Genomic DNA, 17,836 nt, shown 5'->3' on the forward strand with positions numbered 1-17,836 from the left:
TATTGTCAGCTGACAATCCAACAAGGAGATTAACCGCAAAAGAAAAAAGCCCCCGAACGTCACCGTTACGGAAGCTTCTCTCATAGTCTGGCAACTCTGAGAATCGCATTTCCGGGAATCGCTGTCAAGAGTCTTGGCGCCGTTTCGGCGAGCAGATTTCTTTTGCCTTGAAGAAGGTGAAAGACAAATGGAGTTACCTTGTGTGACGACGCCCTTTGGGCGGCGGCCGATGACGTTTGGCATGCTCGCAAGCCAGATCGTCTCGCGCAGTGTTGAACCAGACCGGTCCATCGACAAGTGGAAATTATACCGTGCGCTCTGCGAAGCCAGGCCGCTGCTTGGCGTTACCGACAGGGCGCTCGCCGTGCTAAATGCACTCTTGAGCTTCTACCCGAAAAATGAGCTGTCGAAGGAGCATGGACTAATCGTCTTTCCTTCCAACCATCAGCTGTCGCTCCGGGCCCACGGCATGGCTGAGCAGACGATACGGCGCCATCTGGCAGCGCTCGTCGAGGCTGGCCTTCTCATCCGCAAGGACAGCCCGAACGGCAAACGCTATGCTCGCAGGAACAGGGCAGGGGAGGTCAACGAGGCGTTCGGCTTCTCGCTTGCACCTCTTCTTGCCCGCGCTGAGGAAATCGAACACCTGGCCGCGAGGGTCGTCGCAGAACGGCTCTATCTGCAGAGCCTGCGCGAACGCGTCAGTCTTTGCCGGCGCGACATCGCAAAACTGATCGACGTTGCCCATAGCGAAGAACTCGCAGGCGATTGGGAAAGTGCTCATGACCTTTTCCGCGCTCTCATCGACAGTCTCCCGCGCTCGCCGGACGCCGTCCAGCTCGCCACCTTGCTCGACAAGCTGGAACTTCTACGTGCCGAGATAGTCAACCAGCTGGAAAATCAAACGAAAGCTCGAAAACAGAGCGGCAATCACTATCAAAATGAGCGCCACATACAGAATTCACATCCAGATTCCTCATTTGAATCTGAAATCCACCAGCGAACTGAAACGCGACCTCTCGACCAAAAACAGCTCCGATCCGCCAGCCCTCAACTCGATTCACAGGACGAGGACGCCGAGGTCACAGCAGGCGGGGCTCCTTCAGCGAGCAGTTATCACAAGGGCGAGAGCCTCAAGCAGCACCCACTCAGCCTGGTCCTACGGGCATGCCCCGAAGTCCGGCCCTATGGACCGGGCGGTAGCGTCTCCAACTGGCGTGATCTGATGTCTGCAGCCGTCGTGATAAGGTCGATGCTCGGCGTCAGCCCCTCAGCCTATGGCGAGGCCTGCGCCGTCATGGGTCCGCAAAACGCGGCCATCGTCATGGCCTGCATGCTGGAGCGGGGCGAACATATCAACTGCGCCGGTGGTTATCTGCGCGAACTCACCCGCCGCTGTGAGCGTGGTGAATTCACCATTGAGCCCATGCTGATGGCTTTAGCGCGGAGCAATAACCGAAAAGAGAAAGGCCCGACTATGATGGAGCACTAATCGAGGCAGATCCTCGTCCACACACCAGTGTAGCGCTCAGCCGTGATCATCAGGCAAGGACGGCGCGGGTCTATACCATGGTGGCATCCATGAAATTTCCGGTGAAGACGCGCGCCGGCTATAGCTCTTGAACCGCGTCTGTGCTATCAAGGACGTCAACTGAGCAGGGCATCGACGGCAGAGACGGCCACCACCTGTGTAGCCCATCGGTACCCACAAACGTCCTTCCATAATGGGTAAGTAGTCGCGGAAGCTAGAGGCGAACTAGCTTCCGTATGGATCATATTGCCCATGGAAATCAATCTTCTTGCGACACCGGAAATTGCCCTAGCCTAACCCCATAGGATTGATGCTGGACGTAGCTGGAGCGAGTGTGAAATATTCGCGGTTGCTCGATGGCGGGCTCGGCGTACCCGACCCGGGCGAGGAGAAGCGACCGGACAGTCCGCTGGCGCTATTTCCACGATAACCGACAATACGCATTAAGTCCCACTTAATAAAGCAATGAACGGCAACCGTCTCCGACGGAGAGGTGACGTAAAGGCCTATCTGACTCCAAGCTGATGACGCGCGGCGAACTCTCAAGGATCAAGCAAGGCGATACCTAGATCCGATTTCTTTCTGCGACACATGTTCGTTGCCGCCTCCCGCACGACCACCTCCAATGTCGGATGCACGGTGCCTTCCATAAAGTGCCCGCCGCGCGTCGATCCATCCGAAAGTCCCAGAACGGCGTGAAGATGCAGGCTAGGCTGACCGTCATCACCGATTGCAATATCGCCGATGCCGCTTAAAACTTCGCATTGTTCCAGGATCGGGATTTTCCTGTAGGTCTTTGTCTCGAAATCAAAGAAGCCGACGACAGCATTGCTGAACGCTCCGATGGCGTTCAATGAGGCTCCGCCGATCTGTTCCGTGGCTGCGAAGCGGGAAATCGCGTCGAATGCTTCTTCGCCATCTTCAAGCACCAGGATGAATGTGCGTTCTCCATTGTCCTTCGAAAGCAACTTCTTCTTCATGCGGATGATCTCACTGATTGGGACGACTTGTACCGGGTTAGAGCAGACCAATGCACTGGTGTGCTTGATCTAGAACGGTCGATGGGAACAGCGGTTCCCCAATCTGTGTCGAACTGTCAGAAGAGCCGAAGCTAATCGACAGCCGAAAAGGGGTCTATCAGGTCAAAAGACCATGGAGGGTGATGACAGCGAAGAAAGCGGCTACGATGAGCAGGGCAATCAGCCTGGCCTGACGATCGGCCCTTTCGACCACGCGAAAATGTGCCCCTCGCTTCGGGCGAAGGCCATGCTGTCGAATATGGTCGACGTTAGAACCGACGCGGTTCTTTTTCCCGGACGTCTCAGCCTCCCATGAAAACATGTCGGCTGAAGTCACCAAGCCGACACCCGATCCTAATCCTCTCAGACGATTTTGGCGATGACCTTCCTTTTGAGCCACACGAGCATTCTATCTAAGGCTTGATACCCGCTTCTCAAGGAAAGCCTGTTCCGGTCCCTGTTTGCAGAGGTCGAGTGCCCGCTCATAGGCGGCGATTGCTTCATCTCGGCGGCCGAGCTGGCGGAGGAAGTCAGCGCGGGCCGAATGGGCAAGGTGGTAGCTGCCGAGATCTCCGGCCGCGAGAATGGCATCGATGAGCGCAAGGCCTTTTTCCGGCCCTTCCGTCATGGCGACCGCGACCGCCCGGTTGAGCTCGACAATCGACGATGGCCGTGCCGAGACCAGCAGATCATAATAGAAGGCGATTCGCCGCCAGTCGGTCTCTTCGCTGCTTGCCGCCTTGGCATGTTCCGCGGCGATCGCAGCCTGCAGAGTGTAAATGCCGACCTCGCGGTCCTTCATCGCCAGGTCCAGCAGCTTCAGTCCTTCCGCAATCCTGTCACGATCCCATAGCCTGCGATCCTGGTCGGCAAGAAGGATTAGCTCCCCATCGTCGCCGCGGCGTGCCAGCCGCCGGGAATCCTGCAGCAGAAGCAGCGAAAGTAGCCCCCAGACTTCAGGCTGAGGCAGAAGGCTGGCCACAAGACGCGCCAGCCGGATTGCTTCCGTCGTCAGATCGGCCCGGATCATCTCTGCGCCCGACGAGGCGGAATAGCCTTCGTTGAAGACGAGATAGATGACGTGCAGGACGCGGTCCAGCCGTTCCGGCATCTCGTCCTGATCAGGCACTTCGTAGGGAATATGCGCCATGCGGATCCTGTTTTTTGCCCGCACGATGCGCTGTGCCATGGTCGGCGCCGGCACCAGGAAGGCATGGGCGATCTCCTCGGTCGTCAGTCCGCAGATCTCGCGCAACGCCATTGCCATTTGAGCATCCGGTGGAATGACGGGATGGCAGCAGGTGAAGATCAACCGTAGCATATCGTCCTCGATCAGCTTCATATCGCCAATCTCCGATGTCTCGTCCGTCGAATAGAGGCTCTCCTCGATGTCGCGGATATTCGCATCGAAGCGTGTCCGGCGCCGGATCTGGTCGATGGCTCGGAAGCGGCCAGCCGAGACCAGCCAGGCAACGGGATTGCCTGGCACGCCATTGGCGGGCCAGGACCGCGCCGCTGCAGCAAAAGCATCGTGCAACGCCTCCTCCGCCCGGTCGAAATCGCCGAGCAGGCGGATCAGCGTCGCCAGCAACTGGCGCGATTGCGTCCGGTAGATTTCCTCGATTATCGCTTCCACGCGCGGCTCCTACTCCGGCAGGCCACCTTCACAGGCCGCAATTCGACGGCGCCGATTCGCGCTGAAGGGACGCGTCCGCCAATCGGCTTTGCGGCCTCGAAGTCCGCCTAATGACGTGGCAATCTGGCTGAGTCTGCCATCCGCATCGGCGGAATTGTAGATAGGGCAGGGATAACACATCTCTATCTCCCGTCCTTGATCGAATAGGCCGGCCGCACCTCGATCGAGGCATATTTGAGGATCGGAAAAGTCGAGACGATCTCACGCGCTTCCTCGATATCGCCTGCCTCCAGGAGTACGAAGCCGCCGAGATGTTCCTTGATCTCAGCAAAGGGCCCGTCCGTGGCGGAGACCTGGCCGTCGCGGGTGCGCAGGGTGATCGCTTTCTCCGGCTCGTAGAGGGCAAGCGCGGTGAGAAGATGGCCGCGGTCGCGCCAGAGATCATCGCTGACGATGCATTCCTTGGTCACGGCCGCCCACTCGGCCTCGCTGACTGCCTTGCTCTTCTCCGTATCGAACCAGACCTGGCAGAGATATTTCATGGCATCCTCCTTACGCATTTCCGAATTCATGGATGGGTCGGATCTCGATCGAGCCGATCCTCGCCAGCGGAATGCCGGCCGCGATCCTGATCGCGTCGTTGAGATCCTTGGCATTAACAAGAATGAAGCCACCGAGCGCCTCCTTCGTCTCAATGAAAAGACCGTCCGTCACCGACATCTCACCGTTTCTGACCTTGACAGTCACCGCCGAGGTCGGCGGCTGCAGCGCCTCCGCGACGATCAGTTCCCCGCGCTTGTCGAGGTTCTCGTCATAGCCAAGCGAATTTCTATCGAGCTCAGCCTTTTCCTGTGGCGACATGGCATCCAGTATGCTGCCGTCGAACCACACCTGGCAGAGATATTCCATCGAATGTCCTCCTTGCCGTCGTTCTGACAGCCCTTGGACGAACAGCCTAAGCACCTTTCGACAGACGAAGAAAATTTCTTTGTTTGTCCACTCCTGTCGAAATCAAAGGAGTGCGCTCGACTAGCCTCCATCAAGCAAGCCATTGGGGGAAAGATGAACATTCTCGAAATTGCAATGGTGAACGGGATTCGTTCCCGGCCGGACAAGAGGCGAAATGTCGGCTTTCATGAGGCATACGCGATGCAAGTATTGCTGCGCGACGCGCTGGCTCTTGGCGTCTTTACGGTCTCTCTGGCGCTGCTCTCGGCTGCCGGTCTGACTGGGTGATGTGTCTACTGCTTTCCGTCACCCTCACGCTGGAAGCCGCTAGCCAGGAATGTCCTGTTCCTCGTATTGCGCCCGGCGATCGCGCAGCCTTTCGCGATATCGTTGCTGGCTCGCTGCCAGGTGCGTACGCATGGCAAGCCGTGCCGCTTCGGGATCACCCGCCGATATGGCGTTGAGGATAACGAGATGCTCCTTCTGCAGACCGGCCTGATAGCTGTAGGAGAGTACTTCCTCGGTCGCATAGGGCGAAGTGACGTCGCAGGGGATTGTCCGCGCGCCGAGGGCGTCCAGTACCTCGACATAGAAGGGATTGTTGGTGGCTTCGGCAATGGAGCGATGGAAGGCAAAATCGGCTTTGCCGGTGGGTTGGCCAAGCTTCAGCAGCCGGTCGAATTCGAAGAATTTCTCCTGGATCTGCGCTTCTTGAGAGGAACTGCGGCGTACGGCGGCGAGTGCCGCACTTTCCATTTCGAGTGCGATACGCACTTCCAGCACGTTCAGGGCATGCGAGATATTCTTGGACACATCCGATTTGAGCACGGGAAAAGCCGAAGTCGCCGGTTGCTCGAGCACGAAGATGCCGGCGCCCTGGCGCGTTTCGACGAGACCATCCGCGGCAAGTGCTGCGACTGCCTCCCGGATGACCGTGCGGCTGACATCGAAAGCTTCGGCAAGCTGGCTTTCGGTCGGCAGCTTCTGACCGACCGCGACCTGGCCGGAAAGAAATTCCTGCCGCAACGCGATAACGATCCGCTCCGACAGTTTCTGCCGGCGGTACATCTTCAACTCATCGGGAACGGGCATGGTGGTCAAGGGCGTCGTCTTCATGTCGGAGCATGAGTGTTAAAGGATACAGCGGGCGCAGAATAGAGACAATGATTCTGCGCCCGCCATCTTATTTGAACAGGCCCGGAAGCCAGAGCGAAATCGCCGGTATGTAAGTGACTAGCATCAGCACCGAAATCGCCGCGGCATAGAACGGCCATATGGTGCGTACCGCGGTCCAGATCGAAATCTTGCCGACTGCGCAACCGACGAAAAGTACCGCGCCGACAGGCGGCGTGCAGAGACCGATGCCGAGGTTAAGGATCATGATCACACCAAAGTGAACCGGATCCATGCCGAAGGCGGTGACGACCGGCAGAAAGATCGGCGTCGTAATGATGATAAGCGGGGACATATCCATGAAGGTCCCAAGGAAGAGCAACAGCAGATTGATCAACAGGAAGATCAAAATCGGCTGGTCGGTGAGCGACCGCATGAAAGCGATCATCGATGCCGGAACTTTCAGGAAGGCCAGCAGCCAACCGAAGGCAGCCGCCGTTCCGATGATCATCAACACCATCGCCGTCGTGCGCACGGCGCCAAGGGTCGCGTCTACGAAGGCTTCCCAGGTGAGCGAACGATAGATGATTGCCGTTACCAGTGCGGCGTAGACGATGGCGATGCAGGAGCTTTCCGTCGCCGTGAAGACACCGGAGCGTACGCCGCCGAAGATGATGCCGATGAGAATGAGGCCAGGAATGGCCGAAATCGCCATTCGGCCGATCGCGGCAAGCCCCGGGAAGACGCCCGTCGGATAATTTCGTCGCTTTGCCACGAAGTACGCGGCGAGCATCAGGGCGATAGCGAGCAACAGCCCAGGAATAACACCCGCGGTGAAAAGATCGGCGATCGAGATCCGGCCGCCGCCGGAAATCGAATAGATGATCATGTTGTGCGACGGCGGAATCAGAAGCGCAATGATGGCGCCAACCGAAGTGACGTTGACGGCATAATCGACGTCATAGCCACGCGCCTTCATCTGCGGGATCATCAGGCCGCCGATGGCCGAGGCGTCGGCAATGGCCGAGCCGGAAATGCCCCCAAACATGGTGGAGGCGGCGATATTTACCTGGCCGAGACCGCCGCGCAGGTGTCCGACGAGCGAGCCAGCCAGCGCCACGAGCCGTGAGGCAATGCCGCCTCGCACCATAAGGTCGCCCGCGAAGATGAAGAAGGGGATGGCCATCAGCGATGAAATCGTGACACCGGCCGTCAGCCGCTGAAAGACGACTACCGGCGGAAGGCCCATGTATAGGATCGCCGCAAAGGTGGAAACACCGATGCAGAAGGCGATTGGTGTACCGATTGCCAGTAAGACGACGAAGGTCAGGAAGAGTACGAGCAGCTCCACGGCGCTACACCTCGGATGTTTCGGTGTCGGGTTCGAGGCCGCTGAAGCGCTGCAACAGGCGCTCGAGCGTGAAGAGGCAAATCAGAGCGCCACCGCAGACGACGGGCAGATAGGTGACGCCGCCGGGCAGTTCGAGCGCCGGAATCGTCGTGTTCCATGTACCGACGACAAGTTGGACGCCGTAGAAGACCATACCGAAGCCGAAGGCGAATACCACGAGGTCTGAAATCGTCCGCATGACAGCTCGCGTGCGAATATCGACGACGAGAAGCAGCACATCGAAGCCTAGATGATAACGCTCGCGCACGCCGACGGCGGCACCAAGGAAGATGAACCACGTCATCAGCATTGTCGCCGCCGCATCGGTCCAACTGGGGCTGTTGTTCATCACGTAGCGCATGAAGACCTGATAGGCGATGAATGCCGTCATCAGCACAAGGCCGATGCCGGCCAACCAAAGTGCGGTACGGCTGACAATGTTCAAAAAACGGGTAGCGGGGGCAAAGGCTATGGCCGTCATGAAACTCCCTTTTTCAAAATGACGGGAGGCGCGGCTGAGCCCTCGCCTCACCAACAAAGCGGAATTTACTGAACGGCCTGGATGCGGTCGTAGAGCGACTTTGTGGTCGGGTCCTTGAGATATTTCTCGTAAACCGGCTTCATCGCATCGATGAAAGGCTGCTTATCGACCTGAACAACCTCCGTTCCGGCCGTTTCGACTTTCTGGCGCGAGATTTTCTCGGCCGCCTCCCAGAGTTCGCGCTCCTTGGTGACGCTCTCTTTCGCGGCCTGCCGGAAGATCTGCTGGTCTTCCGGGCTCATCTTCTCCCAGGTCGCCTTGGAAACGGCGAGGATTTCCGGAACGATCAGATGTTCGTCGAGTGAGTAATACTTCGCTACTTCCGAATGCTTCGAGGATTCATAGCTCGGCCAGTTGTTTTCGGCGCCGTCAATTACACCGGTCTGGAGCGAAGAATAGACCTCGCCATAGGGCATCGGAGTGGCATTGGCGCCGAGCGCGTTGACCATATCGACGAAGATGTTCGATTGGATAACGCGCAGCTTCAAGCCCTTGAGGTCGGCAGGCGATTTCACCGGATGCTTGCTGTTGTAGAACGAGCGGGCGCCGGAATCATAGAAGGCGAGCGCCACGAGATTATGCTTCTCGAATGCTTTCAGGATCTCGTCGCCGATCTCTCCATCAAGTGCGTGGCGCATGTGTTCAGTCGAGCGGAAAACGTAAGGCAGCGAGGGAACGATCGTTTCCGGAACGATATTGTTGAACGGCCCCATGGAGACGCGGATCATGTCGATCACGCCGAATTGCGCCTGCTCGATGACGTCCTTTTCCTCGCCGAGCTGGCCGGAATGGAACACATCTATCGAATAGGCGCCGTTCGTGCGCTCCTTGACGAGCTGGCTCATATATTTGACCGCCTCGACGGTCGGATAGCCATCTGGATGTGTGTCCGACGAGCGAAGGACGGTTTCGGCCTGTGCCGCCGACAGCATAAGTCCCGTGGCGAGCGCGATGGCCGCGCCCAGTTTGAAATTCCTGAACATGAAATCCTCCCAATGATTTCCGAGATCATCCCGACTTCGGCCCGCCCGCCAATCCTCCAGGGCGACCTGCAAGATAGAGGTAGCAAAATGCTGCGCGCCTCATCCTGTGATTAGGTAAAGGTAAGGAGCGTTTTTTGTCAACGAAATTTGTGTTTTTGCGAACCAATATTATCATACAAATTTTCGCAAACCGAGCGGAATAATGGTGAGCTGGCTTCCATGAACACGATAACGGAATTGCTGTTCAGCTTGTTTGGCGGAAACTTGCCTTGATTTAATCCAGCAAAATGGATTGCCCAATGCGGACTCATATGTATGATGAGTTTAGAACAAGTTTGTGAGGAGAGATATGGGCCACACCGATTATACCAACCGTTTCGCCATCGATCCCAGCACCGCGGCCGGCTTCAATACCGCGCAGCTGCGCGAGAATTTCCTGCTGCCGCCGCTCTTCGTGCCGGGGCGCATTCAGCTTCACTACACCAATTACGACCGCATGATCGTCGGCGGCGCCATGCCGGTCGAGGGTTCGCTGGAGCTCGAAACGATCAAGCCCGCGGGCACGGATAAGCTCCTTGCTCGACGTGAACTCATTGCGGTCAATATCGGCGGCGCGGGCGTGGTGACGGTCGACGGCGAAGGATTTTCGGCCGGTACACGCGACATGGTCTATGCCGGGATGGGATCGTCCGTGACGTTCGAGTCGGTGTCGGCCGATGCGCCGGCGAAATTCTATCTGCTGAGCGCGCCTGCGCATGCCCGTCACCCTTCGAAGCGTATCGGGATTGGTGACGCCAAGCGGATCGATCTCGGCTCGCAGGCAACAAGCAACGAGCGCTCGATCTTCCAGTTCATCCATCCGGAGGGCGCCCGGACCTGCCAGCTCGTCGTCGGCATGACGACGCTGGCGGAAGGCTCCGTCTGGAATACCATGCCTTGCCATGTTCACGATCGGCGGATGGAGGCCTATCTCTATTTCGATCTGCCGGAAAAGGCGCGTGTTATCCATCTGATGGGCGAACCGCGGGAGACGCGCCACCTGATCGTCAAGAACGAGGAAGCCATCCTCTCGCCGGGCTGGTCGATTCATTCCGGTGCCGGGACATCGAGCTACACGTTCATCTGGGCGATGGCTGGCGACAATGTCGACTATACGGATGTCGATGCCGTCGCGATCGAAGATCTGAAGTGAGGAGGTGGAAATGACATCGAGCGGACTGTTCGTATCGGCGGAAGGCGCTGAATGGACGAGCCCGGAGCCGGGCGTCACAAGGCGTATCATGGTCTATCTGCCGGAAATGATGATGGTCGAGGTCGCCTTCGAAAAGGATGCGGTCGGAGCACAGCATTCGCATCCGCATATCCAGGCAAGCTATGTCGCGGAAGGCCGCTTCGCGGTGACGATCGATGGTAAGACGGAAGTTCTGGAACAGGGTGGCAGCTTCATCGTGCCCTCGAATCTGGTCCATGGCGTCAAGGCGCTGGAAAAGGGGCGGCTGATCGACACCTTCACGCCGCATCGCGCAGAATTCCTGAAATGACGGGCAGCGGACCAATGGCCTACACTATGTTCGATCTTACCGGCCGCATCGCGGTCGTGACCGGCGCCAATACGGGCATCGGCCAGGGCATTGCCGTGGCGCTCGCCCAAGCGGGTGCTGCGATCGTCGCCGTCGGTCGCTCGTCCGTGGAAGAGACCGAGGCACGGGTGAAAGCGGCCGGCAGCCGCTTCCATGCGATCAAGGCCGATCTCAGCGCCATCGAACCGGTGAAGGCCATCGTCGCGGAGACCCTCGACGTCTTCGGCGGTCTCGACATTCTCGTCAACAATGCCGGCATCATCCGCCGCGCCGATGCGGTCGACTTCACCGAGGAAGACTGGGATGCCGTGATGGATGTTAATCTGAAGACGGCCTTCTTCCTGTCGCAGGCGGCAGGCCGTCATATGATTGCGAAGGGCCGGGGCAAGATCATCAACATCGCCTCGATGCTGTCCTTCCAGGGCGGCATTCGCATCCCGTCCTATACCGCCTCGAAGAGCGGGCTTGCGGGGCTCACGCGCCTGCTGGCCTGCGAGTGGGCAGGCAAGGGCGTCAACGTCAATGCGATCGCGCCGGGCTATTTCGTGACCAACAACACGACCGCCTTGCGGGAGGATCCGGAGCGTAATGCCGCCATTCTCGCGCGCATTCCGGCCGGGCGCTGGGGGGAGCCTTCCGATATCGGTGGCGCAGCGGTGTTCCTGGCTTCGTCCGCATCCGATTACGTGCACGGCACGATTCTGCCGGTCGACGGCGGCTGGCTGGCGCGTTAGGCGGTCGACGCTCCGGCTCCGCCGATTGACAGAAGCTAAGGCATATCGCATCATTCACCCAAAAGGATGAATGATGCGATATCATGGTGAGACTGCGAACCTCGACCGAACTCTGATTGCGCTCGCCGACCCGACCCGTCGACGCATCCTCGAGCGAGTGGCAGGGCACGAGGCCCGGGTTACCGATATCGCGGCGGAATTTCCGATCTCGCTGAATTCGGTCAGCAAACATATCCGCATCCTTGAACGCGCCAAGCTGCTTGAACGCCGTGTCGTGGGGCGGGAGCACATCCTGCGTTTCCGGCCGGAGCCGCTTTCGGCCGCACAGCAATGGATCACGGGGCACCAGAATTTCTGGGCAAGCCGCCTACAAGCAATAGACGATCTGCTGACCGCCGAAGACGCCGACGCGCCTTCCGAAGTCAGCCCCGGCGCATGAGCCAACTTGGGCAATAAGAGGAGAGTTGATGATGGACAGGACTATCGAAGCGAGGGTGACGCACAGGTTCAAGGCATCGGCCGAACGTGTGTTCGACGCCTGGCTGAAGCCGGAAATGGTCAGGGCATGGATGCAGCGGCCTTCTCCGGTCATGGGACCGATGGATGTGCGCCGGGTCGAGATCGACCCGCAGGTCGGCGGCAAGTTCACGTTTTCGGATATGCGTGCTGAGGGCGAAGCGGTTCACTGGGGCTATTACATCGAAATCGACCGCCCCCGGAAGCTGGTCTTCAGCTGGTTCACGTCCGAGGAAGAGGAGCAGGAAAACAACTCCATAGTGACCCTGACGATAGAGCCGCTCAACGAAGGCTGCGAAGCAACGATCGTCCACCGCATGGACGCGAAATGGGCAGACTATGTCCAGCGGACCGAAAAGGGCTGGGGCATGATGCTCGGCAAGATCGACGGCTACCTCCGTGCATGAGCTGACTGATCGACGAAGTGCCAGACTGGAAGGAGATAGGAGACCTCGTCGAGAGAGACTGCGCAAGTTGGAGGAAGCGATTGGCATAGTCCTTAGCTGAAGCTTTCGTAAATCGAAGCATCCTGGAAGGAAGTCGTGCTACGGAGGATCTGAAGATGGAGGATGTGTATGCTGTCGGTTGCAATGATCGTCTTTCCAAAGGTTCAGGCGCTCGACGTCTCGGGCCCGATGGACGTGTTCGAGGAGGCGAACGGCTTTCTCCCGTCGATGCAGCATTACCGCGTGACGATGATCGGCCCGTCGGAACAGCTCTTCACGGCGTCGAACGGAATGCTGATGGCGGCTCACAAAGCCTATGACGACGTCGCGGATGGATTCGACCTCGTCCTGGTGGCAGGGGGCCCGTCGCTTCCGGACGAGCGGCCCGAACCGGAGTTGCTGTCCTGTATCCGCAGACTGTCGAGGACGGCGAGGCGGTACGGTTCCGTCTGTACGGGCGCCTTCGTTCTCGGTCATGCGGGCCTTCTGGACGGGCGGCGCGTGACGACCCATTGGCAGAACGCGGAGGCCCTTGCTGTTCAGTTCCCGCTCGCGCAAGTCGACCGTGACAGGATCTATATTAGGGACGGATCGCTGCTGACGTCTGCCGGCGTGACGGCGGGCATCGACCTTGCTCTGTCGATTGTCAACGAAGACCATGGCGGCGCCGTCGCCCTTGCTGTCGCGAAGCGTCTCGTCGTCGTGGCCCAGCGGCAGGGTGGCCAGTCCCAATTCAGTCCGTACATCGCGGCGCCGTCCGAAGATGGATCGCCTCTCGGCAATATCTATCGCTTCGTGATGGCGAACCTTAAGGGAAAGCTCTCTGTCGGCGATCTCGCTGCGCAGGTGGGTATGAGCCGAAGGAACTTCGCCAGGTTCTTCCTGCAGCAAACCAAGACGACCCCTGGCGAATTCGTCGAACAGGCGAGGGTAGATGCAGCGAGAAACCTCCTCGAAGGCAGCTCGCTCGCGCTGAAGGCGATCGCGTTCGAATGCGGGTTTGGATCGCCGCACCGGATGCGGCAGGTGTTTGCGAAAAGGCTCGGGGTGACGCCTGGTCAGTATAGGTCGAGTTTCAGGAGGGAGTAGCGCGGACCGATGTTCCGTCGCAGCCAGCGGCTCCAATCAGATCGGGGCCGCTGGCCGCATGAGCAAGGAAGCCGTCAGCTATCCCATTTCGATCCCATGATCATTTCGGCGAAATCGACCCGCTTGTACGTCGGGTCCATTCTGGAAAGGACGTCTGCCTTCACGTTCCCGAAGGTCGTTTCGGGCTTCTTGATGGTCCCGTAGCAGAATGCCGAGAGGATGCCGTGCTTGAACCTGAGGCCGCGCGGGTGGCATTTGCAGACTTCGTGACGCTGCTCGGGCGTGAAATCGTCATAGGCAATTCCGAGCACGTCCATTTCAACGCCGGCGGTCACGAGAGCAACAGTCGGCCGCTTGTGTTGCGGAATGCCCGGTGTCGTGTGGAGCGCGATCGAATCCCATACGTCGTCGACGTCGCGCTCGGAGACGTCGTAGGACTTGAGGAAAGCCCTCGCGGCGTTTGCGCCATCGACTTCGAAGCGTTCCGTCTCGCTCGCGTAGGAGTCCATCAGCCCCATGTCGTGGAACATCGACCCGACATAGAGAAGTTCGGGATCATACTTCAGTCCTTTCCGTTCGCCCGTCAACGCACCAAAGAGGAACACGCGCCGGGAGTGGTGGTAGAGAAGGTCGGTCTCGGTGTCCCTGACGAGCTCGGTTGCGGCCTTTGCCATCTGGCTATCTGGGATCGCGATCCCAGCGATCACTTCTGCAGTCTTCGACATGTGAGCTCCTATTCTGCTGCCTGGTTGAGAGAAATCCCGAGCGCCCTGGCGACGCCTGCTCCGTAGGCCGGATCCGCCTTGAGGCAATGAGCGACGTGACGCTGCTGGATGGAAAGCGAGACCCCCGCAAGGGCGCGCGCGGTGTTGTCGAACAGCGTCTGCTGCTGCTCGGGCGTCATCAGCCGGAACAGGTTGCCGGGCTGTTCGAAATGGTCTTCGTCGACGCGATGGTCCCAGTGATCGGCCGAGCCCTCGATCGCAAGCGGCGGCTCCCGAAAGTCTGGCTGGTCGGCCCATTCGTCGCGGGAGTTTGGAGCATAGGTCGTCCGGGCGCCGTGGTTTCCGTCGACACGCATAGCGCCGTCACGATGGTAGGAATGGTAGGGGCATCTCGGCGCGTTGACCGGGATCTGATGGTGGTTGACCCCAAGGCGGTACCGTGCGGCGTCGCCGTAGGAGAAGAGACGAGCCTGCAGCATCTTGTCCGGCGAAAAGCCGATGCCGGGAATGACGCTGGCCGGAGTGAAGGACGCCTGCTCGACTTCGGCGAAGACGTTGTCGGGATTGCGATTGAGCTCCATCACGCCCACCTCGATCAGCGGATAGTCCTTATGGGGCCAGATCTTCGTCAGGTCGAAGGGATTGACGGGATGTAAGGCGGCTGCCTTCTCGGGCATGATCTGGACGTATAGCGTCCAGCGCGGGAAGTCACCGCGCTCGATGCTCTCGAAGAGATCGCGCTGATGACTCTCGCGGTCCTCGCCGACAAGCGCCTTCGCCTCGGCGTCCGTGAGGTTCTGGATACCCTGCTGGGTCTTGAATGTGAACTTGACCCAGAAGCGTTCATTGCCGGCATTGATGAAGCTGTAGGTATGGCTTCCGAACCCGTGCATATGGCGGTAGCTCTTTGGGATGCCGCGGTCGCTCATCACGATGGTGACCTGGTGGAGCGCCTCCGGCAGCAATGTCCAGAAGTCCCAGTTGTTTTCCGCACTTCTCATTCCGGTCCGGGGGTCGCGTTTGATGGCATGGTTCAGATCAGGAAAGCGAAGAGGGTCGCGGAAGAAAAAGACCGGGGTGTTGTTCCCAACGAGATCCCAATTGCCCTGCTCGGTGTAGAACTTAAGGGCGAACCCGCGGATGTCGCGCTCGGCGTCGGCAGCGCCACGTTCGCCGGCCACCGTTGAGAAGCGTGCGAACATGTCAGTCTTCTTTCCGACCTCGGAGAAGATCGCGGCCTTCGTGTAGCGGGTGATGTCGTGCGTGACCGTGAAGGTTCCATACGCGCCGGACCCCTTCGCATGCATGCGCCGTTCCGGAATGACCTCGCGGTCGAAGTGCGCAAGCTTCTCGATAAGCCAGACGTCTTGGAGAAGGGCAGGGCCCCTCGGCCCGGCGGTCTGGATATTGTAGTTGTCGACGACGGGCGCCCCCGCCGCAGTGGTCAACTTGCGGTCAGTCATTTTTGCATCTCCAAAAGAAGAGTGTGGAGACGAGCGGTCGGTTTCCAACCGTTGGAAACGGTCTCCGGCCAGCCCGTCTGGACCGGCCCGATAATCGCGGATTAGGTTGGAGGCTTCAAACCAAACGAAGGTTCGATTGATGCCAAGGTTGATACGAATGCGGCCATCATCAGGTTCCCGCCTCGCAACTGCTCTTTTCCAGCCCTAACATGCTGTTGGTGACAACCGCCGCTTTTTAGTTTGGAACTTTGCGGGCTGTTTTGGCGATCTCGGGCTCTCAGCGCAACGTCGGATCGAGGCGGTCGCGCAGCCAATCACCCATGACCGAAACCGAGAGCGTGGTGACGACGATGATCACGGCCGGCATCAGCATGATCCATGGTGCCGACTGGATATAGTCGCGGCCGTAGCCGACCATGTTGCCGAGGCTCGTCTGCGGCGGCTGCAGGCCGATGCCGAGGAAAGAGAGGCTTGATTCCAGCAGGATGACGCCGGGAATGTTCAAGGTCATGGCGACGACGATCGTCGCGGAGATGTTGGGCAGGATGTGCCTCAGATAGATGCGCCAGGGCGAAGAGCCGATATCACGGGCGGCAGCGGCATAGCCCTGAGTATTGGCGGAGATGGCAAGACCCCGTGCGATACGGGTGACCTGTTCCCAGCCGTTGAGGCCGAGGAGGATGACAAAGATGACCAGCGAGTTGCCGAAGAAGGCGAGCACGGCGATGGCGATGATCATGAACGGCATCGCAAGCTGCGCGTCGACGATCATCAGGATGATCTGGTCGATCCAGCCGCGGAAATAGGCGGCGACGAAGCCGAGCGTGACGCCGATCGCGGTGGAGAGCAACGTGGCGCAGATGGCGATGGTGATAGAGATGCGGATGGAAGTGATGGCTCGCGAGAGCACATCGCGTCCGAGCTGGTCCGTTCCGAGCAGATGGCTGGCGTCGCCGCCGAACAGGAATGGAGGCTTCAGGCGGGCGTGCACGTCCGTGGCCATGAAATCATAAGGCGTGATCAATGGCGCGAGCAAGGAAATCAGCACCATCAGCGCGAGCCAGATGAGCGACATGAGGACGGCCGGTGGCCAGGCCTCCAGAAAGGCTGTCAGGCGTCCCTTTTGCTCGACAACGCTGCCGCCGATGGCGGTTCGGTCTTGTTCGATTGCCATTGTCGAAATCCCTATGCTTCTTGCGCGCGGCTCGTACGCATGCGCGGATCGATGAGCCCGTAGAGCAGGTCGATGAGGAGATTGGATGCCACCATCATGGCGCCGATCAGGAGCAGGATGACCTGCACCACGGCAAGGTCACGTGCGGTAACCGAGGCGACCAGAAGCCGGCCGATGCCGGGCCAGGAAAAGACGCTTTCCACCACGACCGCGCCACCGACCAGATTGCCCATCATGAAGCCGAAGATGGTGACGATCGGCACTGCCGCGTTCGGCAGGACATGGCGGGTGACGACCTCCGAGGAGGGCACGCCCTTGGCGGCGGCGGTGCGCACGAAGGGCCTACCGAGCACTTCCACCATCGCCGAGCGGGTGTAGCGCGCAATAATGGCGGCACCGGCAAAACTCAGCGTGGCGATCGGCAGGATCATGTGCCAGGGGGTGGAATAGCCCCCGGAAGGCAGCCAGCGCAATTGCACGGCAAAAATCAGCGCCAGGACGAGGGCGAGTACGAAAGAAGGTACGGTAAAGCCGAGCACCGAGGCCGACATGATCAGTCGATCGAAGACGGAATTGCGGTGGAGCGCGGCGAGCACACCCGCGGAAATGCCGAGTATGGTCTTGATGATCAGCGTCGGCACCATGATTGCGAGCGTTGCGGGAAGCTTGTCGAGCACGGTCTCGACCGCCGAGCGGTTCTCGCGCATGGAATTGCCGAGATCGCCGTGGAATACGGCGATGATATATTTATAGAACTGTACCCAGACCGGCTGGTCCAGCCCCCATTGCGCGCGGAAGGCGGCGATGACTTCCGGAGGCGTGGTGGAGGCATCGAAGAAGCGCAGCGCTGGATCGCCCGACAGGCGCAGGACGAAAAAAGCGAATGTGACGATGATGAAGAGCGTCACGACCGCGCGCAGCAGACGCGTAAGCACGAATTGCAGCATG

Annotated in this window: 21 protein-coding genes; 9 read left to right on the forward strand and 12 right to left on the reverse strand. The window is 59.3% G+C overall.

Annotated elements, in window-relative coordinates:
- Window positions 1-187 precede the first annotated feature (187 nt).
- Entirely contained in the window at window positions 188-1,492 is a 1,305-nt protein-coding gene (gene repC / locus AAE029_RS10445; protein WP_371072758.1) for a plasmid replication protein RepC, read from the forward strand.
- Window positions 1,493-2,073: 581 nt separating this feature from the next.
- Here the strand turns inward: repC and AAE029_RS10450 are convergent.
- Window positions 2,074-2,511, reverse strand: coding sequence for a PPC domain-containing DNA-binding protein (locus AAE029_RS10450; RefSeq protein WP_371072759.1), 438 nt, complete (start codon window positions 2,509-2,511; stop codon window positions 2,074-2,076).
- Window positions 2,512-2,683: 172 nt separating this feature from the next.
- On the opposite strand from AAE029_RS10450, the gene AAE029_RS10455 reads away from it, so the two are divergent.
- Window positions 2,684-2,866, forward strand: a complete 183-nt coding sequence (locus tag AAE029_RS10455) for a hypothetical protein (RefSeq protein ID WP_371072760.1) — start codon at window positions 2,684-2,686, stop codon at window positions 2,864-2,866.
- A gap of 93 nt (window positions 2,867-2,959) precedes the next feature.
- On the opposite strand, the gene AAE029_RS10460 is transcribed toward AAE029_RS10455, so the two are convergent.
- From AAE029_RS10460 to AAE029_RS10470, 3 genes are all read right to left on the reverse strand, one after another.
- The gene (locus AAE029_RS10460; RefSeq protein ID WP_371072761.1) at window positions 2,960-4,186 is read right to left on the reverse strand and encodes an RNA polymerase sigma factor; all 1,227 of its coding nucleotides are present in this window, start codon (window positions 4,184-4,186) and stop codon (window positions 2,960-2,962) included.
- Between the two features lie 182 nt (window positions 4,187-4,368).
- Window positions 4,369-4,728: a YciI family protein gene (locus AAE029_RS10465; protein ID WP_371072762.1), complete on the reverse strand. Its 360-nt coding sequence runs from the start codon at window positions 4,726-4,728 to the stop codon at window positions 4,369-4,371.
- Between the two features lie 10 nt (window positions 4,729-4,738).
- The gene (locus AAE029_RS10470; protein WP_371072763.1) at window positions 4,739-5,095 is read right to left on the reverse strand and encodes a YciI family protein; all 357 of its coding nucleotides are present in this window, start codon (window positions 5,093-5,095) and stop codon (window positions 4,739-4,741) included.
- 153 nt (window positions 5,096-5,248) lie between these two features.
- Here AAE029_RS10470 and AAE029_RS10475 point away from each other — a divergent pair, with 153 nt between their 5' ends.
- Entirely contained in the window at window positions 5,249-5,422 is a 174-nt protein-coding gene (locus tag AAE029_RS10475) for a hypothetical protein (RefSeq protein ID WP_371072764.1), read from the forward strand.
- Between the two features lie 39 nt (window positions 5,423-5,461).
- On the opposite strand, the gene AAE029_RS10480 is transcribed toward AAE029_RS10475, so the two are convergent.
- From AAE029_RS10480 to AAE029_RS10495, 4 genes are all read right to left on the reverse strand, one after another.
- On the reverse strand, window positions 5,462-6,226 hold the full coding sequence (locus AAE029_RS10480; RefSeq protein WP_371072859.1) for a FadR/GntR family transcriptional regulator: 765 nt from the start codon (window positions 6,224-6,226) through the stop codon (window positions 5,462-5,464).
- A 91-nt stretch (window positions 6,227-6,317) separates the two neighbouring features.
- Window positions 6,318-7,598 carry a TRAP transporter large permease gene (locus AAE029_RS10485; RefSeq protein ID WP_371072765.1) on the reverse strand — a complete coding sequence of 427 codons (1,281 nt, stop codon included), beginning with the start codon at window positions 7,596-7,598 and terminating at the stop codon, window positions 6,318-6,320.
- Window positions 7,599-7,602: 4 nt separating this feature from the next.
- Complete coding sequence (locus tag AAE029_RS10490) at window positions 7,603-8,118, reverse strand: TRAP transporter small permease (RefSeq protein WP_371072766.1); 516 nt, start codon at window positions 8,116-8,118, stop codon at window positions 7,603-7,605.
- Between the two features lie 65 nt (window positions 8,119-8,183).
- Window positions 8,184-9,161 (reverse strand): TRAP transporter substrate-binding protein, encoded by a 978-nt coding sequence (locus tag AAE029_RS10495; RefSeq protein ID WP_371072767.1) that lies wholly within the window; start codon window positions 9,159-9,161, stop codon window positions 8,184-8,186.
- Between the two features lie 349 nt (window positions 9,162-9,510).
- Between AAE029_RS10495 and kduI the strand changes: the two genes are divergently transcribed.
- The 6 genes from kduI to AAE029_RS10525 all read left to right on the forward strand — a co-directional run bounded on the left by kduI (window position 9,511) and on the right by AAE029_RS10525 (window position 13,526).
- Window positions 9,511-10,353 carry a 5-dehydro-4-deoxy-D-glucuronate isomerase gene (gene kduI, locus AAE029_RS10500; RefSeq protein ID WP_371072768.1) on the forward strand — a complete coding sequence of 281 codons (843 nt, stop codon included), beginning with the start codon at window positions 9,511-9,513 and terminating at the stop codon, window positions 10,351-10,353.
- A 10-nt stretch (window positions 10,354-10,363) separates the two neighbouring features.
- Window positions 10,364-10,702, forward strand: a complete 339-nt coding sequence (locus tag AAE029_RS10505; protein ID WP_371072769.1) for a cupin domain-containing protein — start codon at window positions 10,364-10,366, stop codon at window positions 10,700-10,702.
- Between the two features lie 14 nt (window positions 10,703-10,716).
- On the forward strand, window positions 10,717-11,475 hold the full coding sequence (kduD, locus tag AAE029_RS10510; protein WP_371072770.1) for a 2-dehydro-3-deoxy-D-gluconate 5-dehydrogenase KduD: 759 nt from the start codon (window positions 10,717-10,719) through the stop codon (window positions 11,473-11,475).
- Between the two features lie 70 nt (window positions 11,476-11,545).
- Window positions 11,546-11,914, forward strand: a complete 369-nt coding sequence (locus AAE029_RS10515; protein WP_371072771.1) for an ArsR/SmtB family transcription factor — start codon at window positions 11,546-11,548, stop codon at window positions 11,912-11,914.
- A gap of 28 nt (window positions 11,915-11,942) precedes the next feature.
- Window positions 11,943-12,398, forward strand: coding sequence for an SRPBCC domain-containing protein (locus AAE029_RS10520; protein WP_371072772.1), 456 nt, complete (start codon window positions 11,943-11,945; stop codon window positions 12,396-12,398).
- A 168-nt stretch (window positions 12,399-12,566) separates the two neighbouring features.
- A complete protein-coding gene (locus tag AAE029_RS10525; RefSeq protein WP_371072773.1) occupies window positions 12,567-13,526 on the forward strand; it encodes a GlxA family transcriptional regulator in 960 nt (319 codons plus the stop codon).
- A 74-nt stretch (window positions 13,527-13,600) separates the two neighbouring features.
- Here the strand turns inward: AAE029_RS10525 and AAE029_RS10530 are convergent, their stop codons facing one another.
- The 4 genes from AAE029_RS10530 to AAE029_RS10545 all read right to left on the reverse strand — a co-directional run bounded on the left by AAE029_RS10530 (window position 13,601) and on the right by AAE029_RS10545 (window position 17,835).
- Window positions 13,601-14,251, reverse strand: a complete 651-nt coding sequence (locus tag AAE029_RS10530; protein WP_371072774.1) for an HD domain-containing protein — start codon at window positions 14,249-14,251, stop codon at window positions 13,601-13,603.
- An 8-nt stretch (window positions 14,252-14,259) separates the two neighbouring features.
- Window positions 14,260-15,714 (reverse strand): catalase, encoded by a 1,455-nt coding sequence (locus tag AAE029_RS10535; RefSeq protein WP_371072775.1) that lies wholly within the window; start codon window positions 15,712-15,714, stop codon window positions 14,260-14,262.
- 277 nt (window positions 15,715-15,991) lie between these two features.
- On the reverse strand, window positions 15,992-16,789 hold the full coding sequence (locus tag AAE029_RS10540; protein WP_371072860.1) for an ABC transporter permease: 798 nt from the start codon (window positions 16,787-16,789) through the stop codon (window positions 15,992-15,994).
- Window positions 16,790-16,899: 110 nt separating this feature from the next.
- A complete protein-coding gene (locus AAE029_RS10545) occupies window positions 16,900-17,835 on the reverse strand; it encodes an ABC transporter permease (RefSeq protein ID WP_371072776.1) in 936 nt (311 codons plus the stop codon).
- Window position 17,836 lies beyond the last annotated feature (1 nt).

It is taken from the genome of Sinorhizobium sp. CB7, assembly GCF_041357635.1.
Classification (GTDB): Bacteria; Pseudomonadota; Alphaproteobacteria; order Rhizobiales; family Rhizobiaceae; genus Rhizobium.

Coding starts and splice junctions, on each gene's coding strand:
- AAE029_RS10505 (WP_371072769.1), top strand. CDS start 10,364: ATGACATCGAGCGGACTGTTCGTATCGGCGGAAGGCGCTGAATGGACG.
- AAE029_RS10475 (WP_371072764.1), top strand. CDS start 5,249: ATGAACATTCTCGAAATTGCAATGGTGAACGGGATTCGTTCCCGGCCG.
- repC (WP_371072758.1), top strand. CDS start 188: ATGGAGTTACCTTGTGTGACGACGCCCTTTGGGCGGCGGCCGATGACG.
- AAE029_RS10545 (WP_371072776.1), bottom strand. CDS start 17,835: ATGCTGCAATTCGTGCTTACGCGTCTGCTGCGCGCGGTCGTGACGCTC.
- AAE029_RS10465 (WP_371072762.1), bottom strand. CDS start 4,728: ATGAAATATCTCTGCCAGGTCTGGTTCGATACGGAGAAGAGCAAGGCA.
- AAE029_RS10515 (WP_371072771.1), top strand. CDS start 11,546: ATGATGCGATATCATGGTGAGACTGCGAACCTCGACCGAACTCTGATT.
- AAE029_RS10540 (WP_371072860.1), bottom strand. CDS start 16,789: ATGTCGCTCATCTGGCTCGCGCTGATGGTGCTGATTTCCTTGCTCGCG.
- AAE029_RS10535 (WP_371072775.1), bottom strand. CDS start 15,714: ATGACTGACCGCAAGTTGACCACTGCGGCGGGGGCGCCCGTCGTCGAC.
- AAE029_RS10450 (WP_371072759.1), bottom strand. CDS start 2,511: ATGAAGAAGAAGTTGCTTTCGAAGGACAATGGAGAACGCACATTCATC.
- AAE029_RS10480 (WP_371072859.1), bottom strand. CDS start 6,226: ATGCCCGTTCCCGATGAGTTGAAGATGTACCGCCGGCAGAAACTGTCG.
- AAE029_RS10525 (WP_371072773.1), top strand. CDS start 12,567: ATGCTGTCGGTTGCAATGATCGTCTTTCCAAAGGTTCAGGCGCTCGAC.
- AAE029_RS10455 (WP_371072760.1), top strand. CDS start 2,684: ATGGAGGGTGATGACAGCGAAGAAAGCGGCTACGATGAGCAGGGCAAT.
- AAE029_RS10490 (WP_371072766.1), bottom strand. CDS start 8,118: ATGACGGCCATAGCCTTTGCCCCCGCTACCCGTTTTTTGAACATTGTC.
- AAE029_RS10495 (WP_371072767.1), bottom strand. CDS start 9,161: ATGTTCAGGAATTTCAAACTGGGCGCGGCCATCGCGCTCGCCACGGGA.
- AAE029_RS10470 (WP_371072763.1), bottom strand. CDS start 5,095: ATGGAATATCTCTGCCAGGTGTGGTTCGACGGCAGCATACTGGATGCC.
- AAE029_RS10530 (WP_371072774.1), bottom strand. CDS start 14,251: ATGTCGAAGACTGCAGAAGTGATCGCTGGGATCGCGATCCCAGATAGC.
- kduI (WP_371072768.1), top strand. CDS start 9,511: ATGGGCCACACCGATTATACCAACCGTTTCGCCATCGATCCCAGCACC.
- AAE029_RS10520 (WP_371072772.1), top strand. CDS start 11,943: ATGATGGACAGGACTATCGAAGCGAGGGTGACGCACAGGTTCAAGGCA.
- kduD (WP_371072770.1), top strand. CDS start 10,717: ATGGCCTACACTATGTTCGATCTTACCGGCCGCATCGCGGTCGTGACC.